This window comes from Methylorubrum rhodinum (assembly GCF_014199935.1).
GTDB lineage: Bacteria > Pseudomonadota > Alphaproteobacteria > Rhizobiales > Beijerinckiaceae > Methylobacterium > Methylobacterium rhodinum.
This window is the reverse complement of the sequence record NZ_JACHOP010000001.1, coordinates 325,200-351,973: the sequence shown is the minus strand read 5'-3', so window position 1 is coordinate 351,973 and position 26,774 is coordinate 325,200. Positions and strand designations below refer to the sequence as shown.

Below are 26,774 nucleotides of genomic sequence, written 5' to 3'. Positions count from 1 at the left end.
CCTGAGCCGGCTGGCCCCTTGTGCCGAGCCCGAGCCTCAAGCGCGCAGCGGACGAGCGACGGACGGACACCGGATGCGTTTCATCCTGCGATTCTTCGCTTTCCTGTTCTCGGCCGGCGCGGTGATGTTCTGCGTCGCCGCGGCGGTCGGCGCGTTCTTCTACTGGAAGTACAGCCAGGACCTGCCGGACCACGCCGCGCTCGCCAATTACGAGCCGCCGGTGATGACCCGCGTCCACGCCGCGGACGGCTCGCTGCTCGCCGAATACGCCCACGAGCGGCGGCTCTACCTGCCGATCCAGGCGATGCCGAAGATCGTGGTCGCCGCCTTTCTCTCGGCGGAGGACAAGAACTTCTACAAGCACGGCGGCATCGACCCCGAGGGGATCGTGCGCGCGATCCTGACCAACGCCCAGTCGGGCAAGAAGCAGGGCGCCTCGACCATCACCCAGCAGGTCGCCAAGAACTTCCTGCTCTCCAACGAGCAGACCTACGACCGCAAGATCAAGGAAGCGCTCATCGCGCTCAGGATCGAATCGACCTACTCGAAGGACAAGATCCTCGAGCTGTACCTCAACGAGATCTTTCTCGGCACCATCGTGCCGGGTCGTAACCTGCACGGCGTCGCCGCCGCGGCGCTGGATTACTTCGGAAAGTCGGTCCACGAGCTGACCATCAACGAGGCCGCCTACCTCGCCGCGCTGCCGAAGGGCCCGAACAACTACCACCCCTACCGCAAGACCCAGGCCGCGATGTCGCGCCGCAACGAGATCATCGGCCTGATGGCCCAGAACGGCTACATCACCGGGGACGAGGCGGCGGAGGCCAAGAAGCAGACGCTCGGCGTCAACCCGCGCGTCGCCTTCCCCAATGCGGCCAACGCCAACTACTTCACCGAAGAGGTGCGCCGCGAGATCTCCGAGCGCTACGGCGAGAGCAAGCTCTACGAGGGCGGCCTGTCGGTGCGCGCCACCCTCGATCCGAAGATGCAGGCGCTCGCCCGCAAGGCGCTGGTGGACGGCCTCGTGCGCTACGACCAGGGCCGCGGCTGGCGCGGCGCCGAGCGGCAGGTCGACCTCGTCGGGCGCGACTGGGGGCTGGCCGTCTCCGAGATGCCCGCGCTCGGCGACATCGCCCCCTGGCGGCTCGCCGTGGTGCTGAGCACGTCGGGCGGCGTGGCGCAGATCGGCCTCCAGCCCCGGCGCGAGGCCTCCGGTGCCGTCTCGAAGGACCGCGAGACCGGCTCGATCACGGCCGAGGGCGTGAAGTGGACCGGCCGCCCGGTCGCCACGGCGCTCAAGGTCGGCGACTTGGTCTATGTCGAGCCGATCGACACGGGCCGCGCCCTCTACCGCCTGCGCCAGAAGCCCGAGGTGTCGGGCGCCATCGTCGCGATGGACCCCTATACCGGCCGCGTCCACGCCATGGTCGGCGGCTTCTCCTATGACGATTCCGAGTTCAACCGCGCCACCCAGGCGATGCGCCAGCCCGGCTCCTCGTTCAAGCCGCTCGTCTACTCGGCGGCGCTCGACAACGGCTACACCCCGTCCTCCGTGGTGCAGGATTCGCCGATCACCATCGAGGCCGGCCCCGGCCAGGAAGCGTGGACGCCCTCGAACTACGACGGCAAGTCCGGCGGCCCGCACACGCTGCGCTACGGCATCGAGCACTCGAAGAACCTGATGACGGTGCGGCTCGCGAAGGACATCGGCATGCCGCTCATCGCCGAGTATTCCCGCCGCTTCGGCGTCTACGACGACCTGCTCCCCGTGCTGCCGATGTCGCTGGGCGCGGGCGAGACCACGGTGATGCGCATGGTCACCGCCTACTCGATGCTGGCCAATGGCGGGCGGCGCATCCGCCCGACGCTGATCGACCGCATCCAGGACCGCACCGGCGAGACGATCTACCGCCACGACAACCGCAAGTGCATCGGCTGCGAGGCGGAGAAGTGGTCGGGCCAGGACGAGCCCAGGCTCGTCGACGAGTCCGAGCAGGTGCTCGATCCGCTGACCGCCTACCAGATGGTCTCGATCATGGAGGGCGTGGTCCAGCGCGGCACCGCGACCATCCTCAAGCAGATCGGCAAGCCGCTCGCCGGCAAGACCGGCACGACCAACGACGCCAAGGATGCGTGGTTCGTCGGCTTCTCCCCCGATCTCGCGGTCGGCGTCTATCTCGGCTTCGACAAGCCGCGCTCGCTCGGCGACCGGGCGACCGGCGGCGGGCTCGCCGCGCCGATCGTGCTCGACTTCCTGAAAGTGGCTCTCAAGGACAAGCCGCCGACGCCGTTCCGCGTGCCGCCGGGGATCAAGCTGATCCGCGTCAACGCCTCGTCGGGCACCCGCGCCGGCTCGGGCGAGGGCGGCGGCACCATCCTCGAAGCGTTCAAGCCCGGCACCGCCCCGCCGGACGCCTACGTCGCCGCGCCTTCGGGCCCGCCCGCCACGGTCCCGCCGGATGCCGGCGCCGCCGCCCAGGCCGGCGGGGTGTACTGAGGCGCACGAAGCGCCCGCGAACGAAAAGAGCCGCCCCGGCCGGGGCGGCTCTTTTCGTATCGGCCTCTGGCAATGACGGAAGGGCCGGGATCGCGCGACGTCAGCCCGCCTGCTTCTTGCGCGCGGCCGGCTTGGCTGCAGACTTCGCGGCGGGTTTCGCCGCCGACTTCCGGGCCGCCGGCTTCTTCGCCTTGGCCTCGGTGCCGCCCTCCGCCGGCTTCGCCGTCCGGCTTCGCGCCGCGGTCTTTCGGGCGGGTTTCTTGCCGCCGCCCGCGGCGCGCTTGGCGTTCACGAGATCGATCGCCTGCTCCAGCGTCAGGCTCTCGGCACTCATGGATTTCGGCAGCGTGGCGTTGACCGAACCGTCGCTGACATAGGGGCCGTACTTGCCGGCCTTGACCACGAGGTCGAGCCCGCCCGGATCCTTGCCGACGACGCGGCCCGGATCGGCCGCCCCCCGGCCGCCGCGCCCGCCGCCCTGCTCCTTGGCGACGATGAGGTCGATGGCGCGGTTGGCGCCGACCTCCAGCACGTCGTCGTCCTTGCCCAGGTTGGCGTAGGTCTTCCCGTGCTGCACGTAGGGCCCGTAGCGGCCGATGCTGGCCAGGATCGGCTCGCCGGTCTCGGGATGCTTGGCCACCTCGCGCGGCAGCGACAACAGCTTGAGCGCCATGTCGAGGGTGACGGAGGAGGGCGTCATGCCCTTGGCGAGCGAGGAGCGCTTGGGCTTCTCCGCCCCCTTCTCGGACGAGGCTTCACCCAACTGCACGAACGGGCCGAACCGGCCGTCGCGGAGGCTCACCGGAAGGCCCGTGGCCGGATCCTCGCCCAGCACCCGCACGCCCGGCTGGCCGCCGTCCGCCGACGACCCGTCCCCCTCGCCCTCGACCGCCGAGGCCGAGAGCTGGCGGGTGTACTTGCACTCGGGATAGTTCGAGCAGCCGATGAAGGCACCGAACTTGCCGAGCTTGAGCGAGAGCTGGCCCGAGCCGCAGGTCGGGCAGCTGCGCGGGTCCGAGCCGTCGCCCTTGTCGGGGAAGATGTGCGGCCCGAGCAGGCCGTTGAGCGCCTCCAGGACTTCCGCGACGCGCAGCTCCTTGGTGCCGCCGATGGCGGCGGAGAAATCGCGCCAGAAGTCCCGCAGGACCGCCCGCCAGTCGATCTCGGCGTTCGAGACCCGGTCGAGTTGCTCCTCCAGGCTCGCGGTGAAATCGTACTCGACGTAGCGCTTGAAGAAGCTCTCGAGGAAGCCCGTGACGAGCCTTCCCTTGTCCTCCGGCTGGAGGCGCTTCTTCTCGATCTTGACGTATTCGCGGTCGCGCAGGGTCTGCAGCACCGCCGCGTAGGTCGAGGGCCGGCCGATGCCGAGTTCCTCCATCCGCTTGACGAGGCTGGCCTCGGAATAGCGCGGCGGCGGCTCGGTGAAGTGCTGGGTCGAGGTGATGCGCTCGCGCTTGAGCGGATCGTTGGCCTTCATCGCGGGCAGGCGCTTGCCGTCCTCGTCCTCCTCGTCGTCCTTGCCCTCCTGATAGAGCGCGAGGAAGCCGTCGAAGGTCACGACCTGTCCGGTGGCGCGCAGTTCCAGCTGGCGCGGCCCGACCTTGGCGGCGATGTCGACGGTGGTGCGCTCGAACTCGGCCGATTCCATCTGGCTCGCCACGGTGCGGGTCCAGATCAGCTCGTAGAGCTTGGCCTGCTCCGGCTCGAGGAAGCGGGCGACGTTCTTCGGCAGCCGGCCCATATCGGTCGGACGCACGGCCTCGTGGGCCTCCTGAGCGTTCTTGGCCTTCACCGTGTATTTGCGGGGCACGTCCGGCACGTAGGTGTCGCCGAACTCCTTCCCGATCACCCGGCGGGCGTCGGCGATCGCCTCCGGCGCCATGTCGACGCCGTCGGTCCGCATGTAGGTGATGATGCCCACCGTCTCGCCGCCGACATCGACGCCCTCGTAGAGCTTCTGGGCGACTCGCATGGTCTGGGCCGGCGCCATGCCGAGCTTGCGCGACGCCTCCTGCTGGAGCGTCGAGGTGGTGAACGGGGGCTGCGGGTGGCGTTTGGCGGGCTTGGCCTCCACGCTCGCCACCTGGAAGGTCGCGAGTTCGAGGTCGCGCTTGAACGCGGCCGCCGCCTCGCCGTTGCCGATGTCGAGGCGCTGGATGCGCTTGCCGTCGGCCCCCACGAGGCGGGCCTCGAACACGCCGCCCTTGTCGGTCACGAGCGTGGCCACCAGCGACCAGTATTCCCTTGGGCGGAACCGCTCGATCTCCATCTCGCGCTCGACCACGAGGCGCAGGGCCACCGACTGCACCCGGCCGGCCGACTTCGCGCCGGGCAGCTTGCGCCACAGCACGGGCGAGAGATTGAAGCCGACGAGGTAATCGAGCGCCCGGCGTGCCAGATAGGCATCGACCAGCGCCTGATCGATCTCGCGGGGCTTCCTCATCGCCGCATCGACGGACGCCTTGGTGATGGCGTTGAACGTCACCCGCTCGACGGGGATGCCCTTGAGCACCTTCTTGGCGTTGAGCGCCTCGATCACGTGCCAGGAGATCGCCTCGCCCTCACGGTCCGGGTCGGTGGCGAGGATCAGCTTCTCGGCGCCCTTGAGCGCCCGGGCGATCTCGGAGACGCGCTTCGAGCCGCGATCCTCCAACTCCCAGATCATGGCGAAGTCGGCCTCCGGATCGACCGAGCCGTCCTTGGCCGGCAGGTCGCGGATGTGACCGAAGGAGGCCAGAACCTCGTAGTCGCTCCCCAGGTACTTGTTGATCGTCTTGGCCTTGGCCGGCGACTCGACGACGACGACTTTCATGAACCTCTGCCTCTCGCCAGAGCCTCACCGCGGGGACGGTTTTGGGGATCAAGCGCCGACCGGACATCCGTCGACGGCCGGGGCTCGCGCCGCGCAGAAGTGGGTGAGCGGGGCCACGTTGTCAAATCGGCACTCGTGGCAAAGCCGGGCTTCTCGCTCTGGCTGACGGCGGCACTTCCGTCCCCGTCCGTCATTCCGGGGCCGCGGAGCGGAACCCGGAATCCACCCGTGATGCGCGGCCGGACAGAGCGTCGCAGCCAGTCGTGGATTGCACGCCTCGGGGGCGCCCCTCCGGGTCCGGGTTCGCCTGCGATGCCCCGGAAGGACGGTCACCGTTGATCGGGAGGACCAATCGAACGGCGCCTCAAATGCCCGCGTACCACTCGTAGCCGCGATCCTCCCAATAGCCGCCTTCGCCGTCGCCGACGCCCTTGAGCGTGTCGCGTACCTCGATGCGCATGACGTACTTGGCCTGCTTGTAGCCGAGCTGGCGCTCGACCCTGAGGCGTAGGGGCGCACCGTTCGAGACCGGCAGCGCCTTGCCGTTCAGGTCGTAGGCCAGGATCGTCTGCGGGTGGTAGGCGTCGGTGAGGTCGATGCTCTCGTAGTAGCGGATCGGCGTGCCCTTCGGTGCGTCGGCATCGGGCGCCTCGGCCCCGGCGGCCTTGGAATCGCTCGCCTGATTCTCCTCGCCTTCCGCGCGGGCGGTCATGTCCGGGTTGGCGGTCTCGGTGTCGTCGCTTTCCGCGAACTCCATCGTGTCGGCACAGTGGAACACGACGTAGCGGGCGTTGGGCTTCAGCCCGGCGCGCTTCAGGATCTCGGCCAGCGGCACGCCGGTCCACTTGCCGATGGCGCTCCAGCCCTCGACGCAGTCGTGGCGCGTGGTCTGGGTGCGGACGGGCAGCGCCCGCAAATCGGCGAGCGTGAAGGCCTGAGGGTTCTCTACGAGGCCGTCGATCCGCAGCTTCCAACCCTCGAAGTTCTTCGCGGCCAGCGACTTGTAGTCCCGGTCCTGCGGGTCGATCGTTCCGTTCGGCTTGAACCAGGGCGAGATCTCGGAGTCCGGAAACTCTTTCGCCAGCGAGGCCGGGGTCAGCAGCAGGCGCTGGACGTAGAGGTTGGCGTCCTCTCCGAGCTTCAGCGTCTGGCGGCCGGTGGGGGTCACGGCGAAGCGGTCGCAGCCGCCGAGCGCCGAGACGCCGATGAGGCCGGCAGCCGCGGTGAGGAAGCCGCGGCGGTGGGGGGCGGGGATCGAAAGGCGGCGCATCAGCGGATCTCTTCCGAGCCGGCGGGCAGCTTGCGGCGCTCGATGACGTACCAGCCGGTCAGCATGCTGCGCATGTTGTTCCAGACGCCGGAGGCGAGCACGAGCAGGACGTGGACGATCACGAACAGCACCAAGAGGTTCGTGACGATGAAGTGGAGGGTGCGGGCCGATTGCCGCCCGCCGAACAGGTCGGGCAGCGGTACCACGGCGTTGACACCGGGCGACATCGACAGGCCGGTGAGCACCATCAAGGGCAGAAGCCCCAGCACCACGACGAGATAGGTGAGCTTCTGCAGCACGTTGTAGCGCTTGGCCTCGTCGCCTTTCGCGAAGTGCAGCGTCAGATGCTCGCGGATCGAGGCGCCGAGGCCCCGCATCTGGTCGCCCTCGGGGATCAGGCGGCGGCGGAGTTGCCCGCTGCCGATGCCGTAGAGCAGGTAGATCAGCCCGTTGATCACGAAGGCCCAGGCGAACAGGAAATGCCAGCGCCGCCCCGTCGCGAGGTCCTGATGGGCCGGCAGCGTCGCCCAGGACGGGAAGCCGCGGCCGGTCGCCTCGCCATTGTAGTTCGACAGGCCGAGCCAGCCGGTGGTGTCGAAGGATTTTCCCGCCACGTAGGTGACGCCGCGGGCCGTGCCGTCGTCGCGCTGATCGTCGGTGATGGCGACGAACGGCTTGTCGAAGGTCGAGGCCGAGCCCCAGTAGAGCGCCGGATGGGCGTTGAAGATTTGCAACCCGCTCATCAGAAGGACCGCGAGGCAGACCACGTTGATCCAGTGCGCCAGCCGGATCACCAGCGGATGGCGGAACATCCAGCGATGGCGCACGGTCTCGACGACGTCGCCCCTTCCCAAAGCGGTTCCTGCGGCCAAGGCGCGGCTTCCCTCTTACCGTTCCACACGACAACGCCCGCCCGGTCGAGCCGGACGGGCGGGCTGACGATATCCCGATACGGGTCGTCGGGCGAAAAGGTTACATCCCGCCCTGGGCGCCCATGCCGCCGGACTCCATGCCGGAGCCGGAGTTCATGCGCTTGGACCGCATCATCTTCTTGCTCTTCATGGACTTCTTCATCTTCATGGAGCTGCGCTTCATCGGACGCTGCTCCTGGCCCATGTCGTCACCCATCTGGCCCTGCTGCATCTGGCCGCCCATGCCCGGATCCATTCCGGCACCGGGCTGCATGCCCTGCGCGAAGGCTCCCGACGACAGGCCGAGACCCAGCGAGAGGGCGCCGGCCGTGAGGAGAAGTCGAGCGTTCATGGCATTCCTTTCGATTCTGCGAGCGGGGCGGCCGGGAGCGTGAGCGCATCCGGGCCGCCGTGCGCGCGGACAGGCTGCCAACGGCCCGCCTCCCGGATCGTTCAAAATTTTCTCGTTCACGGCCTCGCGAGGATCAGAAAATTCTCTTCACCGAGGCTGGGACGGAGGAACGATTTCGCACGTGGTCGACTGTGACATCTCCAACTCTGACGGCACCTCGACGGTCGTCATCCCGGGGGTCGCCGAAGGCGAGAACCCGGAACCCACGACTGGCCTCGACGCCTCGCGAGCCGCGCATCACGGATAGGTTTCACGCCTCCGGCGCGTCCCTCCGGGTCCGGGTTCCGCTGCGCGGCCCCGGAACGACGATGCCGGTGAAGCAGGACCGTCGAGGCTCGCCTTGCCGGGGCGTGCGCCCCCACCTATAGCCACGGCCGACGCCGGAACCGCAGCATGACCGCCGAGATCGCACCCGCCTTCCCGCACCGTCACCTGCTCGGCATTGAGGGTCTGAGCCGGCCGGACATCGAGGCCCTGCTCGCCCGCGCCGACGACGCGGTGGCGCTGTCGCGGCAGGTCGAGAAGAAGCGCACCACCTTGCGCGGTCGCACCCAGATCAACCTGTTCTTCGAGCCCTCGACGCGGACGCAATCCTCGTTCGAACTCGCCGGCAAGCGGCTGGGTGCCGACGTGATGAACATGTCGGTCGCCTCCTCCTCGGTGAAGAAGGGCGAGACCCTGATCGACACCGCCGCGACCCTCAACGCCATGCGGCCCGACATCATCGTGGTGCGCCACCATTCCGCGGGCGCCGTGCATCTGCTCGCCCGCAAGGTCGATTGCGCGGTCGTCAACGCGGGCGACGGCGCCCACGAGCATCCGACCCAGGCGCTCCTCGATGCGCTGACGATCCGCCGCAACAAGGGCGGCATCGAGGGCCTGACGGTCGCGATCTGCGGCGACGTCCTGCACTCGCGGGTCGCGCGCTCCAACATCATCCTGCTCAACGCGCTCGGCGCGCGGGTGCGGGTGATCGGCCCCTCGACGCTCCTGCCGCCGGGCGTCGCCCGCTTCGGTGTCGAGGTGTTCACCGACATGCGTAAAGGCCTGAAGGGCTGCGACATCGTCATGATGCTGCGCCTCCAGCGCGAGCGCATGAACGGCTCCTTCGTCCCCTCGGTGAAGGAGTACTTCCGCTATTACGGCCTCGACGGCGACAAGCTGGCGCTCGCCAAGCCCGACGCCCTGGTGATGCATCCGGGCCCGATGAACCGCGGCGTCGAGATCTCCTCGGAGATCGCCGACGGAGCGCAGTCGCTCATCCGCGAGCAGGTCGAGATGGGCGTGGCGGTGCGCATGGCCGTGCTCGAAGCGCTGGCGACCCACCTGCCGAACGAGTGAGTTGTTTCGCTTCGACGCAGCCTGATACGCGCGCCGTCATCGCGAGGCGGAGCCGAAGCGATCCGGGTCGTGACGTCGTCCTAGCCGGCCGCGCCCTCGACGCCACGGTGGCCGCCGATGCCGAGCTGGCGAGACAGCCGGCCGCCTGCGCTCGTGCAGGGGCGCTGACCCGGTCGCCTGCCGGGCGCTGCCGGCGTGGCTGCCCGAACTCGGCAGCCTGAACCGGCGCACCGTCCATGACGCGGCGCGTCAGTCCTCCACCACCTTCGCGACCGGCCGGTCGCCGCCATCGGCGGTTTCGTCGTGCCACTGGCCGCGCCCGTCCTGATAGCGGATGCCCTCGGTCGAGCCCGGCACCTGCTGCTCGGCGGCCGCCGCCTGGGCGGCTTCCAGGGCCTCCTGACGGCTCGGGAAGGTCTCGGAAAAGACGTCGCCGACCTTGTAGGCGAAGCCGCCGTCGTGCTCGACGATGTGATAGGTGACTTCGGTCATCGATGGGAATCTCGCTCGATCCGCGAACCTGCGTTGGATCGCGAACCGATGGCCATGCCGGTGGTTCCGCCGCCGCGCGGTCGCGCCTCCGGTTGGTCGACGCTCAATGTCGGGTCGGCGGGCGGCGCGGCAGGCGTTCCACCGCGGCGCGGCAGCCGGCGATGAGCGAGCCGCGCACGTCCTCCGGGTCGAAGCCCGGTCCCTCGGGAAAGGCCAGGAGATGGGCTTCCGACCCGCCCTCCGGCCGGATGCGGGCGAGCCAGCCCTCGGGGGTGCGCTCGAAGCGGACCTCGTAGAGGATGCCGTCATGCTCGAAGCTGTGCGGGTCCATGCATCGCGCCTTCACGCCGGGCGAAGTGCCGGCCTGTCGCCAAAGTCCGTCGTCATGTAGGAAGCCGCCCTGTACCAGCGCGAGACCTTGGCCTTCACCCATCGCGGATTTTCATGCGCCCGACCGTCCTCCTCCTCGTGCTGAGCGCCGGCCTTTCCGCGCAGCCCTGCCTCGGCCAGGGCGTGCCGCCCAACCCCTTCGCCTCGAACTACCCTTCGGCGGCGCCCTCCCGCGCGGAGCGGGCGCAGGCGCTCCCCGCCCGGCGCCGGTCGCCGCCGCGCCGGAGCGAGCCGGGCCCGGTCCCGCCCGCCTTCATCCCCGGCGAACGCGGCGGCGCGGCGCGCTGAGCCCTCACGCCTCCGGGTCGGGGCCGACGAGCTTGCCGGTCCGCCCCCGCAGCGCCTGGACGCTGCGGTAGCCGACCGCGGTCGCGACCTGCCGCGGCGCCTGCCCGTCGGCGGCGAGCGCCAGGGCGCGCACCACCCGGGCGCGGGCGCGCCATTGCCCAAAACTCATCCCGGTCTCGCGGCGGAAGCCGCGGGTCAGGGTGCGGCGGCTGAGGCCGGCCCGCTCGGCCCAGGCGTCGAGGTCGAACGCGGCGGCGGGGTCGCCGATCAGCCCGAGGCAGACACGCCGGAGCCGCGGGTCGCCCGGCAGCGGCAGCGTCAGCTTGGTCTCGGGCGCGCGGGCAATCTCGTCGAGCACGAGCGCCGCGAGGTGTCCGCCACGGCCGGCCTCGTCGTAGAGCACCGGCTCGCGCGTCAGGGCGACGAGGGCGGCGGCGAGCAGGGGCGAGACCTCGATGACGCGGGCCCGCGTCGGGAACCCGGCGAGCGCCTCGACCGCCAGATAGGCCGAGCACATCGAGACCGCGCCGTGCATCGCCACGGCGTGCGGCAGGCGCGGCGGAATCCACAGGGCGTGGCCCTCCGGCACGACCCAGGTGCCGTCCTCGGCGGTCGCCATCATCAGGCCGGCGGTGGCGTAGAGAAGCTGCGCGCGGGGATGGAAGTGGCGGTCGGTGTGGCTGCCCGCCGCGAAGGATTTCGGCATCACCGCGACGGCGCGCGGCACCTCCTGATAATCCTCGGCCCGGATCGAACGCATCGCGCCTCCCTGGCCCGATCGTGTACATCTTCGGCCCGACGCCGTTCAACGGGTCAGGTAGACCGAAGGCGGATTCCCCGGAGGCGCCGCCCGATGGATGCCGACACCCTGTCCCGCCGCACCCTGCGCTTCGTCAACGTGGCGCACGGCCTCGACCATTACGTGCTGCTGATCTACCCGACCGCCGTCCTCGCCATCGCGGCGCAGACCGGCCTCGGCTATGCCGAGCTGATCGGGCTCGCCACCGGCGCCTTCGTGGCCTTCGGCCTGTGCTCGCTGCCGATGGGCTGGCTCGCCGACCGGTTCGGGCGGCGCACCATGCTGGCGGTCTTCTTCTTTGCCTACGGCCTGTCCTGCCTCGGCGTCGCAAGTGCTTCGAGTCCAGCGGCCTTCGCCTTGTGGCTCTGCGTGCTGGGCCTCGCCTCGGCGATCTACCACCCGGTCGGCTCGACCATGCTGGTGACGCATGCGCGCCGCCTCGGGCGCGACCTCGGCGTCAACGGGGTCTGGGGCAATCTCGGCGCCGCCTCGGCTTCGGGCATCACGGCGCTGCTGGCGGCGGGGCTCGGCTGGCAGGCGGCCTTCATCGTGCCCGGCCTGTTCTGCCTCGCCTGCGGGGCCGCGTTCCTGGCGCTCGTCCCCGGCGACGGCGAGGGCACGCGCGGCAAGGCCGGGGGCGCCCCGGTGATCGTGGTCGCGCGCCCGCTGCCGCTGCTCGCCATGTTCGCGCTCGCCATCGTCGCCGGCGGCATGACCTTCAACATCACCACCATCGCGCTCCCGAAGATCGTGGACGAGCGCATCGGCGACGGGCTGCCCCTCGTCCTGATCGGCTCGGTGGCGACCCTGGTCTTCCTCTTCGGCGCGCTGACCCAACTCCTGATGGGGCGCCTCATCGACCGCTACAGCCTGCCGACCCTGTTTGTCGGGCTGTCGCTGCTGCAGCCGCTGGGCCTCGGGCTGGCCGCCGTGAGCACGGGCCTGCCGCTCCTGCTCGGCCTCGTCCTGACCATGGCGGCGCTCTACGGGCAGGTCGTCATCAACGACGCGATGGTGGCCCGCTACGTGCCCGCCGCCTACCGGGCGCGGGCCTACAGCGTGCGCTACTTCCTCGGCTTCACGGTGAGCGGCTTCGTCGTGCCGATGATCGCGCTCCTGCATGCGCGCGGCGGCTTCGGCCTCGTGCTCGGGATCGCGGCGGCCTTCGGCGCGACCATCTTCGCCGCCGCCCTCGGCTTCTTCGCGCTGACGCGGCAGGACGGCGCCCACGCCCTCGCCGCCGCCGAATAGCCGGGCTTATACCAATTTGCACGGACCATGACCGATGGTCCTGTTCCGTGCGTCCGGCGGACGGCCGCCGCCGCGCCGTCGCGCGGGCAATCGGCGATGAGTCATGATCATCGCCGATTGGTATTACGCCGAGCCGAGTTCGGCCACGATCGCGCTGACGATGCGCGGGTCGCTCGGATCCACCTGCGTGGCGAAGGCGGCGCGCACGTCCCCGTCGCGGCCGATCAGGTATTTGTGGAAGTTCCATTGCGGGCTCTGGCCGGGCTTCCGCTCCGCCGCCCAGCGGTAGAACGGGTGGGCCGCGGGGCCGCGCACGTGGGTCTTGTCCACCACCGGGAAGGTGACGCCGTGGTTCTTCTTCGCGGCCTCGGCGATGGCCACGCCGTCGAGCGGCTCCTGATTGCCGAAATCCGGCGAGGGCACCGCGATCACCGCGAGACCGCGCGCGCCGAAGCGGGTCCACAGCCCCTCCAATCCGGCGAATTGCGGGGCGTAGCCGCAGGCGGTGGCGGTGTTGACCACGAGGATCGGCTTGCCGGCATACTCGGCGAGCGGAAGCTGGCCGCCGCCGGGCTTGTCGAAGGAGAAGGTCTCGGCCTTCACCTCCGCGGCGCGGGCGGCGCCCGCGGCGGTGACGGCCAGCATGGCGAGACAATCGCGGCGACGAATCAGCATGGAGGGCCTCCGGGCAATCGGTGTTTGCCGGGAGGCTGCCACGCCAGCGGCGACGGCCCTACGGTTCGGATCGTCGCGGGCGTCTCAACGCATCCGCGCGAAAGCCGGCAACCCGCTGACGGAAGGATACTCTATCGTCTTGTCCCGCGCTTTAACTGACGCGGGTCGCCAGGGCCTCGCGAACGGTGCGGGCGAGCGCGGTTTCATCGCCGAGGGCCGGCAGGGCGATGACGTCCGGCGGGATCGACTCGTAGCGGTCGAATGCCGCCGAGTCGCCCACGAACACGATGCCGAGGTTGGGCCGCAGCGCCCGCGCCTCGGCGGCGAGCCGCGAGCAGCAGAGCGCGCCGCGCAGGTCCGCATCGGTCACGAGCACGTCCACGGGCAGGCCGAGCACGAGGACGGTGAGGGCATCGACCGCCGAATCGACCGTGATGGCGGTGAAGCCGGCCCGGCGGATCTGCGCGCCGATCTCGTCCCGCCACTGCTTGCGCCGGCCCGCGACGAGAACCTGGATGCCGTAGCAGCTTCGCTGCGAAGCCGCGCCGGCGAGCGGTCGTGAGCCGCGGCGTGCGGCGCCGAAAGTCCCTTGTGCAGCAACGTCCTGATTGCTTCGCATGGCTCCAGACTAGCAGAGGCGGTACCGGGTTCAAGCCGTTCGACGGTGCAATGCAACATTCTTCGACAGGCACTTTCGTTCCGCCGGGGCATTCAGGGCGCAGCAGGCCTCGTGTTGACGGCGGGCGCCAGTGGCGCAACAGAGCGCGGCGCCCCGATGCCGTCCTTCGGGGCTTCACGTGAGTGTCGCGTCCGCATGCGAGGGCGCCGCCCTTCGTGCCCCCGCCGGGGCCAGACCGGAGCCGCCCGACGATGTCCTCCCCGCAAATCTCGCCGCTCGCGCCTACGACCCAGCCGTCGCTGCCGGAGATCGCGGGCGTGCGCCTCGCCACCGCGCAGGCCGGCATCCGCTACAAGGGCCGCACCGACGTGCTGTACGTGGCGCTCGACGAAGGGACCCAGGTGGCCGGCGTGTTCACCCGCTCGCGCTGCCCCTCCGCGCCGGTGGATTGGTGCCGCTCGGCGCTCGAGGCCAAGGCCGGCGCCCGCGCGCTGGTGGTGAATTCCGGCAACGCCAACGCCTTCACCGGGCTGAAAGGTCGCGAGGCGGTGACGCTGACCGCGCAGATCGCCGGCCGCGCCGCGGCTTGCGCGCCGGAGGCCGTGATGATCGCCTCGACCGGCGTGATCGGCGAACCGCTCGACGCCACCAAGTTCGGGGGCGTGCTGGCCGATTGCGCCGCCCGCGCCGAGCCGGGCGGTGCGGCCTGGACCGAGGCCGCCCAGGCGATCATGACGACCGACACCTTCCCGAAGCTCGCGACCCGCACGGCCGAGATCGGCGGCAGCACGGTGACGATCAACGGCATCGCCAAGGGTGCCGGCATGATCGCCCCCGACATGGCGACGATGCTGTCCTTCGTCTTCACCGACGCGGCGCTGCCGCAAACGGTCCTTCAGGAACTCCTCGGCGAAGGAACGAAAAAATCCTTCAACTGCGTGACGGTCGACGGCGACACCTCGACCTCGGACACGCTGCTGCTCTTCGCCACCGGCGCCGCCGGCTCCGATCCGATCGAGCATGCCGACGACCCGCGCCTCCAAAGCTTCCGGACGGCGCTCGACGATCTGCTGATCGAACTGGCCCAGCTCGTCGCCCGCGACGGCGAGGGTGCGCGCAAGCTCGTCACCGTGCGGGTCGAGGGCGCCGAGAGCGACGCCTCCGCCCACCGGATCGCGATGTCCATCGCCAACTCGCCGCTGGTGAAGACCGCGGTGGCGGGCGAGGACGCCAATTGGGGCCGCGTCGTCATGGCGGTGGGCAAGGCGGGCGAGCCCGCCGACCGCGACCGCCTCGCGATCTGGTTCGGCGACGTGCGCGTGGCGGTCGAGGGCGCCCGCGATCCCGCCTACAGCGAGGACGCCGCCAGCGCCGTCATGCGCGCGCCCGAGATCACCGTGCGGGTCGATCTCGGCCTCGGGCAGGGCACGGCGCGGGTCTGGACCTGCGACCTCACCAAGGCCTACGTCGAGATCAACGGAGATTACCGCTCGTGAGACTTGCCCTCGCCGCCGCGCTGATGCTCGCCCTCGCCGTCCCCGCCGCGGCGGACGAGGAGGGCCGGATCCGCGTGATCGGCCGGGCGCAAAGCGAACGCGCGCCGGACTTCGCCTCGGTCGAGGTCGGCGTCGAGAGCCGGGGGGCCACCCCGGCCGCGGCGCTCGATGCCGCGAGCCGTGCCGCCAAGGGCGTGATCGCCTCGGCCCGGGAGATGGGCGTGCCGGAGGCCGACATCGGCACGACCGCGATCACGCTCCAGGCCCGGACCCGGACGGTTCATCAGCCCGACGGCACCGTGCGCGAGCAGCCCGACGGCTACACCGCCGGCAACCTCGTGCGGGTGCGGCTGGCCGAGATGGGCAAGCTCGGCGAATTGCTGCGGCGCGCGCTCGATTCCGGGGCCAACCGGATCGACGGCATCGCCTTCGGCCTGCGCGATCCGTCCGCCGCGGAAGCCGACGTGCAGTCCGCGGCGATGAAGGACGCCCGCGCCCAGGCCGAGCGCCTCGCCGAGGCCGCGGGCGTGCGGCTGGGACCGGCGCTCGCCATCACCTCGCCGCCGCGGAGCGAGGGCGCGCGCCCGATGCCCTACGCCATGGCGGCGAAGGCCGCCGCGCCGCGGGGGCGGACCGCGGTGCCGATCGAGGCCGGCAGCATCGAGACGGCCGCCGAGGTCGAGGCCGTGTTCGCGATCGTCCGATGAGCGCCGCCCCGATCCGCCTCGTGCTCGTTGTCGCCGCCGCCCTCGTCGATTCCGACGGGCGCGTGCTGATGGCGCAAAGGCCGGAGGGCAAGGCGCTCGCCGGCCTGTGGGAGTTTCCCGGCGGCAAGGTCGAGCCCGGCGAGCGCCCGGAGGAGACGCTGATCCGCGAACTCGCGGAAGAACTCGGCATCGACGTGCGCGAGCCCTGCCTCGCGCCGCTCACCTTCGCGAGCCACGCCTACCCGGATTTCCACCTGCTGATGCCGCTCTACATCTGTCGGCGCTGGGAAGGGATTCCGCAGTCGCGCGAGGGGCAAGCCCTGCGCTGGCAGCGTCCGGGGGGCTTACGCGACCTGCCGATGCCGCCGGCCGACCTGCCGCTGATTCCCTTCCTGATCGATCTGCTCGGCCCCTGAGGGGCCGACAAGGGACGGGCACGATGGCCAAGCGGGCGAAGGCAGCGGCGGACACTCCCAAGAAACCCGACGTCAAGAAACCTGCCGCCAAACAACCCATCCCGAAGCCGCGCAAGTCGCGCAGCACCGTGCCCTCGCCCGAGACCCTCTCGGCCCTGAGCCAGGAGCGGCTGATCGCGCTGATCCTGGAGGAGGTCGGCCAGAACCCGGCCTTCAAGAAGCGCGTCACCGCGGCGCTCGCCTCGCTCCAGGGGCCGGACGCGGTCGCGGCGGTGATCGACCGGCGCCTCGCGGCCCTGGAGAAGGCGCGCGGCTTCATCGACTGGCAGAAGCGCAAGGCTTTTGCGGCCGACCTCGACGCCACGGTCACCACGGTGCTGGCCGATCTGAGGCCGCTCGATACCGGCATGGCGCTCGACCGGCTGCTGCGCTTCCTCGCCACCGCCGACACGACGCTGGAGCGGGTGGACGATTCGAGCGGGCAGGTCCACGCCGTCTACGAGACGGCCGCCGAGGCCGCCGCCGGGATCGCCCTGGCGCTGCCGCCGGAGGCTGCGGAGGCGTTCGCGACGCGTCTCGTCGGCGGGCTCGCCGGGGACGGCTACGGCTTCCTCGGCAGCATTCTCGACGACCTCGTGCCCGAACTGCCGAAAGCCGCCCTGGACCGCGTCGATCGGGTACTGGCGGAGGCGCAGGGCGCCCTGCCGAAGCCGGCGAAGACGACCGGGCGCGACGCCTTCGCGGCCGGCCAGGCAGCGTGGGAGAGCCGCTATCACCGCTTGCGCCTCGGCAAGCTGCGCCAGGCGGTGGCCGATGCCCGCGGCGATGTCGATGCCTTCATCACCCTGGAGACGAAGAACGCGCCGGACCGTCCCGACATCGTGGCGGTCGCGGAGCGGCTTCTCGAGGCGGGCCGGCCCGAGGAGGCGCTCGATTGGGTCCGCCGCGCGCCGAAGCCGCGCGCCGTCGCCCTGACGATGGAGAATCTGCTCGAGGGCGCCCTCGGCCTCGGAGCGTCGGCGACGGATCGCACGGCGCTGGAGGCCCGCATCCTCGACGCGCTCGGGCGCAAGGACGAGGCGCAGACACTGCGCTGGAACCGGTTCGCGCAGACCCTCGATCCGCAGATGTTGCGCGGCCACCTCGCCAAGCTGCCGGATTTCGAGGACGAGGAGGCGCTGGAGCGCGCCTTCGATCTGGCCGAGAAGAGCAAGGACCCGCATTACGGGCTCTACTTTCTGATCGGCTGGCCGAACCTCGACCGCGCCGCCCGGATGGTGCTGGCGCGGCGCACGGAATGGTCGGGCCGCAACTGGGAGGTGCTGGCACCCGCCGCCGATGCGCTGGCGCCGGACCACCCGCTCGCCGCGAGCCTGCTCTACCGCGCGCTGATCGACGACATTTTGGAGCGCGCCCGCTCCAACGCCTACGGCCACGCCGCCCGCGACCTCGCCAAGCTCGCGGCTTTGGCCGAGGAGGTGGAGGCGGGGAGCCTCAAGCCGGACCACACGGCCTATGTTGCGGAGTTACGCAAGGCGCACGGACGGAAATACGGGTTCTGGCAGTTGATGGAGAAGTAGGCGAACTTGCCTCGACCGTCCTTCCGGGGCCGCGCAGCGGAACCCGGAATCCACGACGGGTCTCGCCGCCTCGTCAAACCGCGCATCACGGGCGGATTCCGGGTTCGCTCACCAGCGACCCGGAATGTCGGCGGTGGATGGTGCGGCCACGGGCACGCCGCGACGCCCTACGCCTCGATCGCCTCGACCCGGTCCGGATAGAACGCGAGATGGCGCCGGATGCGCGCGACCGCCGGAAACGGGTTCTCGTAGGACCACGCCGCCGCACTCCCGCCTGCGACGTCGAAATAGCTCGCCTCGCCCTTGTAGGGGCAGTGGGTGCGCCGCGGGTTCGCGGTGAGCGCGTCCGCCGCCACGTCCTCGCGGGGGATGTAGAGCACCGGCGGATAGCTCGCCTCGCGCAACTCCAGCGCCCGCGCGCTCTCGGCGACGACGCGGCCGTTTGCCCGCACCCGCACGGTGCCTTCGTGCGGCGTGATCGTGATCGGATGGGCGGGGCCCGGTTCCTTCATGGTTCGTCTCCCGTGTTCGGCGTCAGCCGGTGCTCGGCGGTGCCGAGCGCCTCGGCGAGGCGGGTCTGCGCGGTGCCGGGGCGCAGCGGCTTCTGCTGGCTCTCGTGCGGCACCCAGCCGGAGAGCCACAGCACCTCGAAGGTCGCCCGCAGCCGGCCGTCCGAGTCGGAAAACCGCTCGGCGTAGATCGCGGCGGCGCGCATCAGGGTGGCCCGGCGCAGCGGCGTGCGGCGGCGGTCGGTCAGCGCGTTGGTCAGCCCCATCGCCCGCAGATCGCGCATCAGCGCGAACGGATCGGCGTAGCGCACCCGGATCGTGTCGGAATCGACCACGGGCAGCGCGAAGCCCGCCCGCTGCAGCAGGCCGCCGAGGTCGCGCAGCTCCGCGACCGGGGCGACCCGCGGGCTCGCGCCGCCCTCGGTCTCGCTCTCGGCCTGGAGGAAGGCTTGGCGCAGTTCGGTGAGCGTCGCGCCGCCGAGCAGGCAGCCGAGGAACAGGCCGTCGGGCTTGAGCGCCCGGCGCAGCTGCACCAGCACGCCCGGCAGATCGTTGACGTGCTGGAGCGCCAGCGCCGACACCGCGAGGTCGAAGCCCGCCCCCGCGCCGAAGGGCAGGGCTTCGGCGTCGCCGACGCAATCGGCCTCCGGCTCCGGCACCGGGCTCATCCGCACCAGCCGCCCGACCCGCCCCATTCCGCGCAGGCGGTCGGCGAGCACAGGGGTTGGGCTGGCGAGATCGAGGGCCAGGGGAAACGGCCGGGTCACCGCCGCGAGCCGATCCTCGACATCGTCGAGGACGCGCTCCATCAGGAAGCCGGCATAGCCCCCGGCCCGCGCGCGGACGAGGCGGCGCCGGATCAGGGCGGTGTCGAACAGGGGCGTCGGATCGCTCATCGAGAGCGCAGATGGGGCCTGAATCGGGCGGCGGCCAGACGAGACCGGAAAATGCATCGGGAATGAAGGTCCGGATGCGGCAAAACGGTTTGGAACCTCAATGGCGCGCAACCGTTCCTGGCCCGTCGATCAAGGAGGTTCACATGTCACGGATCGTTCTCCGGGCCGCGCTGATCCTGGCCGCGGTCGCGCTGGCCGGTGCCGCCGAGGCGAAGGGTTGCCTCAAGGGTGCCGTCGTCGGCGGAATCGCGGGTCACGCGGTCGGCCACGGCATCGCGGGCGCGGCGGCGGGCTGCGCCATCGGCCGCCACGAGGCCAACAAGTCGGACAAGGCGAAGTCGCAGAACGACGCCCAGCCGATGTCCCGCTGATCCCGATTACCGCGCATCGACGTTGAGCGCGGCGTTTCCCGCCCTGCGGCAGGCCCTGCGCCGCGCCGCGTCGGCGGGACTCGGCTTCGTATACCCGCCGACCTGCCCCGGTTGCGGTGCGGCCACCGCCGAGCCGCACGCCCTCTGCGCCGGCTGCTGGAGCGGCCTGCGCCTGATCGAGCGTCCCTTCTGCGAGCGGCTCGGCACGCCCTTCGCGCTCGATCTCGGGACCGGTCCGCTGCTGTCGCCGCGCGCCATCGCCGATCCGCCGGTCTACGGGCGTGCCCGTGCGGTTGCCCTCTACGACGGCACCGCCCGCGACCTCGTGCATCGCCTCAAGTACGGGGACCGCCTCGACCTCGCGCGCACGATGGCGCGGATGATGGCCGCGTCCGGGCGGGAATTGCTGGACGAGACCGACCTGATCGTCCCGGTGCCGCTGCACCTGTTCCGCCTGTGGCGCCGCCGCTTCAACCAGGCGGCGCTTCTCGCCCGCGCGATCGGGCGCCTCTCCGACAAACCCTGCGATGTCCGGGCGCTCGCCCGCGTGCGGGCGACGCGGTCGCAGGTCGGGCTCACGCGCAACCAGCGTGCGCTGAATCTCCAGGGCGCCTTCCGGGTGGCGGAGACCGCGCGCCCGCGCATCGCCGGGCGCCGCATCGTGCTCATCGACGACGTCGCCACGACGGGCGCCACCGGCAACGCCGCCGCGCGGGCGCTGCTGCGGGGTGGGGCGGAGAGCGTCGATCTGCTGACCTTCGCGACGGTGGCGGGCGAGCCGCTGTGACGGTGCCTGCCGCTGCTCGCGTTCTCCTCACCCCTTGAGGGGAGGTGGGGATGGTGCCGGATGAAGTTCGGCGATCCATCCCGAACCCCTCCCCACAAAGAGGGAGGGGACAAGCGTTCAAACCGCGGCCGGCTCCATCCGTCCGCCCGCACCCGCCGGCGCCTCGCTCGACTTGTCGAGCACCTTGCCGCGGGGCCCGACCCAGGCGCCGACCCATTTGCGCTGCCACATGAACAGGCAGCCGAGCACCACGCCCGCGAACACGGCGTAGGCGACGAAGCCGGGGGCGAAGCCGCCGGTATACTGCTTCGACAGGCCCATCACGTTCGGCAGGATCGCCCCGCCGAGCGCCCCGACCTCGCCGATCATCGAGCCGGCGACCGCCGTGTTGGTCGGCCAGCGCAGGGGGACGAGCTGGAACAGCGCGCCGTTGCCCGCACCCAGCGCGGCGAAGCAGAGCATGAACAGGATCGTGGTGGCGGCGAGCGACGGCGTCGCGGTGAGCGCCAGGAACGAACCGATGGCAGCGAGCAACACGATGGAGAGCACCATGATGCCGCCCATCCGGTCGGCGAAGTAGCCGCCGAGGATGCGGATGCCGGAGCCCATCAGCGCGGCCAGCATGGTGAGGCGCCCGGCCTCGACCTTGGTGACGGCGAACTGCTCGTAGAAGAAGGTCGGCAGGAAGTTCGACAGGCCAATGAAGCCGCCGAAGGTGATGACGTAGATCAGCGAGAACGCCCAGCCGTCCTTGGTGAACAGGCAGGAGACGTGCTCCTTGAAGGTCTGGCCATGGCAGTCCGGCGGCTCCTTGGCGAGAAAAATCATCACGAGGATCGGTACGATCATCACGATTCCGGCAAAGCCGTAGACCGCCTGCCAGCCATAGGCCTGCGCCAGCGGCGGCGCGAACAGCACCGCGAGCACGGTGCCGGAATTGCCGGCGCCCGCGATGCCCATGGCGAGCCCCTTGTGCTCCGGCGGGAACCAGCCGGACCCGAGCGACAGCGCGACGCCGAAGGAGGCGCCGGCGATGCCGAGCAGCACGCCCATGGCGAGCACGTCGTTGTAGGAGGAGATGAAGAAGAACCCGTAGGCCATCGCCAGCACGATGATGCCCATCTCGGTGAGCGCCGCGTTCTTCCGGCCGATGTACTGGGCGAGAATGCCCAGAGGGAAGCGCATGAGCGCGCCGGCCAGGATCGGCAGCGAGATCATGAAGCCGGTCTGGGCCGGGGTGAGCTTGTAGGTCTCGGTGATGAACGGACCCATGGCGCCGTTGAGCACCCAGATCGCGAAGCAGAAGTCGAAATAGAGGAATGCGGCGAACAGCGTCGGGGGGTGGCCCGACTTCATCACGGTCTTGAAGGAAGCCATCGGCGTGCTCGTTTTCCGGCGGACCGCCGACCTTCCGGTCGGAGCGGCCGCACAAGCGGGGGAGGTTGCCGGACCAGCGCCGTCCGGACCGCGAGGCGCCGTTGCCCCGCCGCTGCCCGAGGGCAGCCGGAGGCAGATATGCAGCCGCCGTGCCAAGCCTCCGATGAGGCTTGCCCCGATCGGGAAGTCTCGCTTGCCGTCATTCCGGAGCCGCGCCGCGGAACCCGGAATCCATCTGCGATGCGCGGCGCGGACCTCGGCTCACGGGTCGATTCCGCGTTCGCCTTCGGCGCACCGGAATGACGGTGGTGTTGCGGAAGACGAAGCGGCGGCGCTGTCGTTGGCGCAGCGCGCGGCACCTGCTGCCCAGGACGCAGGCAACCGTGACCATTGCCTCAAATCACGGCAGTGCCGCGATCCACCACGCGGACGACGCTGCGCCCGCTGCCGCGCTTCTCCACGCGCACCTGTACGGCGATGCGCTCCATCATCCCGGCCACGTGGGTGATGACGCCGACCTTTCGCCCGCGACCCTGCAGGGTTTCGAGGGCGTCCACCGCGAGGTCGAGGGTCTCGGCGTCGAGGGAGCCGAACCCTTCGTCGATGAATAGGGTGTCGACGAAGGATTGCCGCCCCTCCAGGCCCGACAGCGCCAATGCCAGCGCCAGCGAGACGAGGAAGCGTTCGCCCCCCGACAGGCTGCGGGTGGCGCGGCGCTCCTCGCCCATGTCGCGGTCGACCACGTGGAGGGCGAGGTCCGCGGCCGGGCTGCGGGCGAGGCGGTAGCGCGGGCTGAGCGCCCGCAGCTGCTCGTTGGCGAGGAAGACGAGGTGATCGAGGGTGATCCCCTGCGCGAAGCGCCGGAAGCGGTCGCCGCCCGCCGAGCCGATCGCCTCCTCCACCTGCGCCCAGACCGCGAACGCGGCCTTGGCGGCCGCGGCCTCGGCCTCCAGGCCCTCGGCCCGCACGCGCGCTGCGTCGTCGCGGGCAAGGTCCGCGTCGAGGGCGCCGAGGCGCTGCTGCGCCTGCGTGTCGGCCTCGGTGAGCGCATCGGCCTCGGCCTGAACGGCGGCGACGTCGATCTCGGCAGCAATGGCAAGCGCATCGAGATCGGCCCGGCGGGTGGCGCGGGCGGTTCCGGCCTCCGCCGCCTCACGGACCAGCCGGTCGAGGGCCGCGCGCAAGGCCTCCCGTTCCGGGGCAGGCACCGTGAGGAGCGCCGCCACCGCCGCGCGGCCCCGCTCGCCGCAGGCTTGCTTGAACTCGGCCTCCGCCGCCTCGCGACGGGCCAGCGCCCGCTCCCGCTCGGCCGCCGCACCCGCGGCCTCGGAGAGGCGAACCGCCAGGGCGCGGGCCGCCTCCGCCGCCCGCTCCTGCACCCGCTTCAGGGCGTCGTGGGCGGCGCGGCGCTCGGCGTTGATGCGGGTGCGGTGAGGGCCCGTCGCCTCGCCGCCGAGCAGGGTTTTTCGCAACTCCCGCTCCTGATCCAGCTTTTCCGCGCGGGTCGCGGCTTCGGATTTTGCCTGACGCGCGGCTTCGTCCCGTTCGGCGAGGGCCGTGACCGCAGCCGCCCGTTCCGGGGCGAGGGCGGCGCGCTCGGCCTCGCGGGCCGCGTGGCGCGCGCGCAGAGCCGCGTAGGCCTGGCCCAGGGCCTCGATCCGCCGCGCGGCGGCCTCGGCGTCGCGGTCGAGATCGGCTTGCGCAAAATCGCCCGCGCTGAGCGCAGGGCCGAGGTCGACGGTCAGCGCGGCGATGCGCTCCGCCAGTGCCGCGCAATCCGCCTCCGCCCGGCCGGCGGCGAGCGCCGCCGCCTGCCGTTGTTGGATCAGGTCTTCGTGCGCGCGGCTCTCGGCGGCGGCCTGCCCCTCCGCCTCGTCGCGGGCGCGGACCAAGCCGTCGATCTCGCCGCGCAACGCGCGGGCGGCGTCGAGGGTCTGCACGATCCGTTCGCGCTCTGCCCGCGCCGCGAGCCCGGCCGCGGCCAGCGACTCGGCGTCGGGTGCCTGCGGCAGCGCGGCGGCGACGCCCGCCGCGGCCAGCGCGTCGAGAAGCCGGGGCAGGAGATCGCGATAGAGGTCGAGGGTTTCCTGCGAGGTTGCGGCCGCCGCCGCACTCCGGCGCCCGGCCTCGCCGCGCCGCCCGTCGGCCGCCGCGGTCTCGCTGCGGGCGCGGTCGCGGGCGGCGTTCTGCGCGGCGATCTCGGTGTCGAGAGCGGCGCGGCGGGTGCGCAACGCCTCCGCCAGCCGGCCGAGGGCGTCGTTGGAGGCGTGGGCGTGCGGATGCTCGCAGCCGCCGCAGACCGGGCAGGGTTCGCCGGGCACGAGCAGGCTGCGCAGCCGCGCCGCCTCGCGCGAGACGCTCTCCTCCGCCAGTTCGGCGAGCGGCAGCAGCTCGGCGCGGCGCCCCTGCGTATCCGTCAGACAGGCCTCCGCCGCGACCCAGCGGGCGGTCGCCGCCGCGTGGTCGGCCTCCGCGCCGGCCCCGTCCTGACGGGCCGCGGCGGCGTCCGCGAGCGCCGCGGCGTGGCGGCCGGCGAGGGCGTAGGCCTCGCGCAGAGCGTCGAGCAGGGCTTCGAGACGGCCCGCCCGCGCCAGCGCCGCCGGCTCGTCGAGGACGGCCAGCGCCGCCTCGCGCTCGGCCCGGCGCGTCGCCAGCGCGGCCCGGCGGGCGGAAATCTCCGCGAGCCGCCCGCTGCCGGCCTCGGCGGCCGCGTCGCAGCGGGCGATCGCGGCCCGGTGCTTTTCTTTCGAAGCCGCGGCGGCCTCCGCCTCCCGCCGCAGCCGCCCCCGCTCGCGGATGCGCCGGCCGATCTCCTCGCCGCGCTCGGCCAGAAGGGCGTGGCCGGAATCCGCCGCCAGCCGGCGGGCGTCGGCTTGGCTCGCCTCGGCCGAGGCCGCCAGCCGGTGGTCCAACCCGGAGAGCGTCGTCCGCGCCGTGTCGGCTGCGGTCGCAGCGGCCTCCGCGCGGGCGGCGGCGGCCTGCGCCTCAAGGTCGGCGTGGACGATGGCGGCGTCGCGTTCCGCTGCCCGATCCCAGAGCGGCCCGAAGCTCTTGAACAGGGCCTCCAGGGCCTCGTCCGCCGCCGCCGCCTCGATGCGCTCGGCCTCCGCCGCCCGCGTCTCGGCCTGCGCCGCCTCGACCCGCCCGGCGCTCGCTTGCGCCTGCGCCTCCGTCGTCGCGAGGGCGCGGGCGCTCTCTTCGACGACCTCGGCGCGCCCGCGCAGGGGCTCGACCGCGTCGAGTTCGGCGAGCCGCAGCCGGTCGGGCTCGGCCGCGGCGAGGGCGGCGTCGGTGGCTCCCACCCGCGACTCGGCCGCAGCGAGGCTCTGGCGGGCGGCGGCAAGGCGGCGGGCCGTCTCCAGACTGTCGCGCAGGGCCGCCTGCCGGGCGTGCCGCGGAGCGGCCTCGGCCCGGATCGCCGCCGCCTCGTCGGCACGGGCCCGGCGCGCCTCGGCGTCGAGCAGGCCGATCTCGGCGCGGCGGGTCTCCAGCGCGTCCACGGCGCGCTTATGCGCCTCGTAGCCGGCATGGACCCGTTTCGAGATCTCCGAATAGATCTCTGTGCCGGTGATCTTTTCCAGCAATTCGGCCCGCTCGCCCTCGGCGGCGAGGAGGAAGGCGTCGAACTCGCCCTGGGCCAGCAGCACCGTGCGGCGGAACTGGTCGAAGGTGAGATCGGTCAGCCGCTCGACGGCACTCAGCACGCCGGTCTTGCCGGAAGCCACGGCGCTGCCGTCGTCGAGCCGGTGCAGCCGCCGCCGCTCGTTCTGAAGCCGCCCGTCCACCCGGTTGCGGGCGCGAAAAACCTCCCAGCCGACGCGGTAGGGGAGGCCGTCCTGCCCGATAAAGTCGATCTCGGCGAAGCCCGCGCCCGCGCCGCGCCGCAGGATCGCCCGGCCGTCGCCCGCACTCAGGGCCTCGCCGCTCGGGTCCGGCACGTCCTCGCGGCGGCTCACCGCGACGCGGGGATAGCGCCCGTAGAGGGCGAGGCAGAGCGCGTCGAGAATGGTGGACTTGCCGGCCCCGGTCTCGCCGGTGATGGCGAACAGGCCGGTCGTGCCGAGCGGCCCGGCGGCGAGATCGATCTCGAACCGCGCCGCGAGGCTGGCGAGGTTCTCGCCGCGGATCGCGAGGATGCGCATGTCTCAACGGCAAGGTTGCGGGCGGTGGAGCCGGAGGGTCCGCCCGTCGGCCCTCATTCGATCGCGAGGAACACCCGGATCATCTCGCGCGCCTCGTCGAGGACGTCTTGCGGGGCCGCCTGGACGAAGACAAGCCGGCGAACCCGATAATCCAGCGGCTTTCCCTGATCCGGAACGACGACCCCCGTCACATCGAGGCCGGGCGGCAACGGCACCTCGAACGGGTAGCCCTTGGCCTGCGTGGTGATCGGGCAGACATGACAACGGCCGACCCGGGCGTTGTACGACCGGGGCGAGATGACGAGCCCTCGCCGAAAGCCCGATTTCTCGGTGCCGACGGTCGGGCTGAAATCGACCTTGACCAGATCGCCGGCCTCCGGGACGTAGTCGGCCGAGGCGTCACCACTCTTCGGAGCCGACTTCCGGGCCTTCGAAGATCGCGTCATGCAAATTGTCCTCGGTCACGCGTGCCAGGAGATCCTCCAAATTGCGGCGGCGCTTCTCGACGATCGGTACGACGACCAGACGGCCGTCCTCCACGATCAGGTCGGCCTTCATGCCCTCGGTCGCACCGATGTCGCGCATCGCATGGGCTGGGATGCGCAGGGCGAGGCTGTTGCCCCATTTCGAGAACTGAACGATCATTGGAACATCCATCGGGCTTCCGGCTCTCGCGCAGGCTGCCCCCATCCGTATCGTCATCGTAGATACGTCAGTTCATCGCGCCGAACAAGCG

25 protein-coding genes are annotated in these 26,774 nt (G+C 71.4%); 10 read left to right on the top strand and 15 right to left on the bottom strand.

Features of this window, described 5'->3' with window-relative positions:
* Positions 1-73: 73 nt before the first annotated feature.
* Positions 74-2,497: a penicillin-binding protein 1A gene (locus HNR00_RS01580; protein WP_183563772.1), complete on the top strand. Its 2,424-nt coding sequence runs from the start codon at positions 74-76 to the stop codon at positions 2,495-2,497.
* A 100-nt stretch (positions 2,498-2,597) separates the two neighbouring features.
* On the opposite strand, the gene topA is transcribed toward HNR00_RS01580, so the two are convergent.
* From topA to HNR00_RS01560, 4 genes are all read right to left on the bottom strand, one after another.
* Positions 2,598-5,309 carry a type I DNA topoisomerase gene (gene topA, locus HNR00_RS01575; RefSeq protein WP_183563769.1) on the bottom strand — a complete coding sequence of 904 codons (2,712 nt, stop codon included), beginning with the start codon at positions 5,307-5,309 and terminating at the stop codon, positions 2,598-2,600.
* A 364-nt stretch (positions 5,310-5,673) separates the two neighbouring features.
* Entirely contained in the window at positions 5,674-6,579 is a 906-nt protein-coding gene (locus tag HNR00_RS01570; RefSeq protein ID WP_183563766.1) for a molybdopterin-binding protein, read from the bottom strand.
* Positions 6,579-7,451 (bottom strand): cytochrome b/b6 domain-containing protein, encoded by an 873-nt coding sequence (locus HNR00_RS01565; RefSeq protein ID WP_183563763.1) that lies wholly within the window; start codon positions 7,449-7,451, stop codon positions 6,579-6,581. Before HNR00_RS01565 ends, HNR00_RS01570 begins: the two co-directional genes overlap by 1 nt.
* Positions 7,452-7,551: 100 nt before the next feature.
* Positions 7,552-7,842 carry a hypothetical protein gene (locus HNR00_RS01560; RefSeq protein WP_183563760.1) on the bottom strand — a complete coding sequence of 97 codons (291 nt, stop codon included), beginning with the start codon at positions 7,840-7,842 and terminating at the stop codon, positions 7,552-7,554.
* 453 nt (positions 7,843-8,295) lie between these two features.
* On the opposite strand from HNR00_RS01560, the gene HNR00_RS01555 reads away from it, so the two are divergent.
* Positions 8,296-9,243, top strand: a complete 948-nt coding sequence (locus HNR00_RS01555; RefSeq protein WP_183563757.1) for an aspartate carbamoyltransferase catalytic subunit — start codon at positions 8,296-8,298, stop codon at positions 9,241-9,243.
* A 249-nt stretch (positions 9,244-9,492) separates the two neighbouring features.
* Here HNR00_RS01555 and HNR00_RS01550 read toward each other — a convergent pair whose 3' ends face one another.
* Both HNR00_RS01550 and HNR00_RS01545 read right to left on the bottom strand, forming a co-directional pair.
* Positions 9,493-9,735, bottom strand: a complete 243-nt coding sequence (locus HNR00_RS01550) for a DUF2188 domain-containing protein (RefSeq protein WP_183563753.1) — start codon at positions 9,733-9,735, stop codon at positions 9,493-9,495.
* A gap of 103 nt (positions 9,736-9,838) precedes the next feature.
* Positions 9,839-10,168: a hypothetical protein gene (locus HNR00_RS01545; protein ID WP_246390156.1), complete on the bottom strand. Its 330-nt coding sequence runs from the start codon at positions 10,166-10,168 to the stop codon at positions 9,839-9,841.
* 11 nt (positions 10,169-10,179) lie between these two features.
* Here HNR00_RS01545 and HNR00_RS01540 point away from each other — a divergent pair, with 11 nt between their 5' ends.
* A complete protein-coding gene (locus HNR00_RS01540) occupies positions 10,180-10,413 on the top strand; it encodes a hypothetical protein (protein ID WP_210306231.1) in 234 nt (77 codons plus the stop codon).
* 4 nt (positions 10,414-10,417) lie between these two features.
* Here the strand turns inward: HNR00_RS01540 and HNR00_RS01535 are convergent, their stop codons facing one another.
* Positions 10,418-11,173 carry an AraC family transcriptional regulator gene (locus HNR00_RS01535; RefSeq protein WP_183563750.1) on the bottom strand — a complete coding sequence of 252 codons (756 nt, stop codon included), beginning with the start codon at positions 11,171-11,173 and terminating at the stop codon, positions 10,418-10,420.
* A 93-nt stretch (positions 11,174-11,266) separates the two neighbouring features.
* Here HNR00_RS01535 and HNR00_RS01530 point away from each other — a divergent pair, with 93 nt between their 5' ends.
* Positions 11,267-12,463, top strand: a complete 1,197-nt coding sequence (locus HNR00_RS01530) for an MFS transporter (protein WP_183563747.1) — start codon at positions 11,267-11,269, stop codon at positions 12,461-12,463.
* A gap of 123 nt (positions 12,464-12,586) precedes the next feature.
* Here the strand turns inward: HNR00_RS01530 and HNR00_RS01525 are convergent, their stop codons facing one another.
* Together HNR00_RS01525 and HNR00_RS01520 are read right to left on the bottom strand one after the other, a co-directional pair.
* Positions 12,587-13,138: a glutathione peroxidase gene (locus HNR00_RS01525; RefSeq protein ID WP_183563743.1), complete on the bottom strand. Its 552-nt coding sequence runs from the start codon at positions 13,136-13,138 to the stop codon at positions 12,587-12,589.
* A gap of 151 nt (positions 13,139-13,289) precedes the next feature.
* Positions 13,290-13,757, bottom strand: coding sequence for a response regulator (locus HNR00_RS01520; RefSeq protein ID WP_246390153.1), 468 nt, complete (start codon positions 13,755-13,757; stop codon positions 13,290-13,292).
* 251 nt (positions 13,758-14,008) lie between these two features.
* Between HNR00_RS01520 and argJ the strand changes: the two genes are divergently transcribed.
* Genes argJ through HNR00_RS01500 form a run of 4 tightly spaced genes read left to right on the top strand, consistent with a single transcriptional unit; the run spans position 14,009 to position 17,956 of the window.
* A complete protein-coding gene (argJ, locus tag HNR00_RS01515; protein ID WP_183563740.1) occupies positions 14,009-15,253 on the top strand; it encodes a bifunctional glutamate N-acetyltransferase/amino-acid acetyltransferase ArgJ in 1,245 nt (414 codons plus the stop codon).
* A 23-nt stretch (positions 15,254-15,276) separates the two neighbouring features.
* Positions 15,277-15,960: an SIMPL domain-containing protein gene (locus tag HNR00_RS01510; protein ID WP_183564251.1), complete on the top strand. Its 684-nt coding sequence runs from the start codon at positions 15,277-15,279 to the stop codon at positions 15,958-15,960.
* A complete protein-coding gene (locus HNR00_RS01505; RefSeq protein WP_183563737.1) occupies positions 15,957-16,376 on the top strand; it encodes a (deoxy)nucleoside triphosphate pyrophosphohydrolase in 420 nt (139 codons plus the stop codon). The genes HNR00_RS01510 and HNR00_RS01505 overlap by 4 nt, the downstream gene beginning before the upstream one ends.
* Before the next feature lie 23 nt (positions 16,377-16,399).
* Positions 16,400-17,956 (top strand): DUF6880 family protein, encoded by a 1,557-nt coding sequence (locus HNR00_RS01500; RefSeq protein ID WP_183563734.1) that lies wholly within the window; start codon positions 16,400-16,402, stop codon positions 17,954-17,956.
* 167 nt (positions 17,957-18,123) lie between these two features.
* Here HNR00_RS01500 and HNR00_RS01495 read toward each other — a convergent pair whose 3' ends face one another.
* Complete coding sequence (locus HNR00_RS01495; RefSeq protein WP_183563731.1) at positions 18,124-18,468, bottom strand: DUF427 domain-containing protein; 345 nt, start codon at positions 18,466-18,468, stop codon at positions 18,124-18,126.
* Positions 18,465-19,361: a methyltransferase domain-containing protein gene (locus HNR00_RS01490; protein WP_183563728.1), complete on the bottom strand. Its 897-nt coding sequence runs from the start codon at positions 19,359-19,361 to the stop codon at positions 18,465-18,467. The genes HNR00_RS01495 and HNR00_RS01490 overlap by 4 nt, the downstream gene beginning before the upstream one ends.
* Before the next feature lie 143 nt (positions 19,362-19,504).
* On the opposite strand from HNR00_RS01490, the gene HNR00_RS01485 reads away from it, so the two are divergent.
* Both HNR00_RS01485 and HNR00_RS01480 read left to right on the top strand, forming a co-directional pair.
* A complete protein-coding gene (locus HNR00_RS01485; RefSeq protein WP_183563725.1) occupies positions 19,505-19,732 on the top strand; it encodes a hypothetical protein in 228 nt (75 codons plus the stop codon).
* Positions 19,733-19,754: 22 nt separating this feature from the next.
* Positions 19,755-20,519: a ComF family protein gene (locus tag HNR00_RS01480; RefSeq protein WP_246390151.1), complete on the top strand. Its 765-nt coding sequence runs from the start codon at positions 19,755-19,757 to the stop codon at positions 20,517-20,519.
* A gap of 117 nt (positions 20,520-20,636) precedes the next feature.
* On the opposite strand, the gene HNR00_RS01475 is transcribed toward HNR00_RS01480, so the two are convergent.
* From HNR00_RS01475 to HNR00_RS01460, 4 genes are all read right to left on the bottom strand, one after another.
* Positions 20,637-21,896, bottom strand: coding sequence for an MFS transporter (locus tag HNR00_RS01475; protein ID WP_183563722.1), 1,260 nt, complete (start codon positions 21,894-21,896; stop codon positions 20,637-20,639).
* A gap of 395 nt (positions 21,897-22,291) precedes the next feature.
* Positions 22,292-26,038, bottom strand: a complete 3,747-nt coding sequence (locus tag HNR00_RS01470; RefSeq protein ID WP_183563719.1) for an AAA family ATPase — start codon at positions 26,036-26,038, stop codon at positions 22,292-22,294.
* 53 nt (positions 26,039-26,091) lie between these two features.
* The gene (locus HNR00_RS01465) at positions 26,092-26,484 is read right to left on the bottom strand and encodes a type II toxin-antitoxin system PemK/MazF family toxin (protein WP_183563716.1); all 393 of its coding nucleotides are present in this window, start codon (positions 26,482-26,484) and stop codon (positions 26,092-26,094) included.
* The gene (locus HNR00_RS01460; RefSeq protein WP_210306230.1) at positions 26,438-26,683 is read right to left on the bottom strand and encodes an AbrB/MazE/SpoVT family DNA-binding domain-containing protein; all 246 of its coding nucleotides are present in this window, start codon (positions 26,681-26,683) and stop codon (positions 26,438-26,440) included. The genes HNR00_RS01465 and HNR00_RS01460 overlap by 47 nt, the downstream gene beginning before the upstream one ends.
* Between the last annotated feature and the right edge of the window lie 91 nt (positions 26,684-26,774).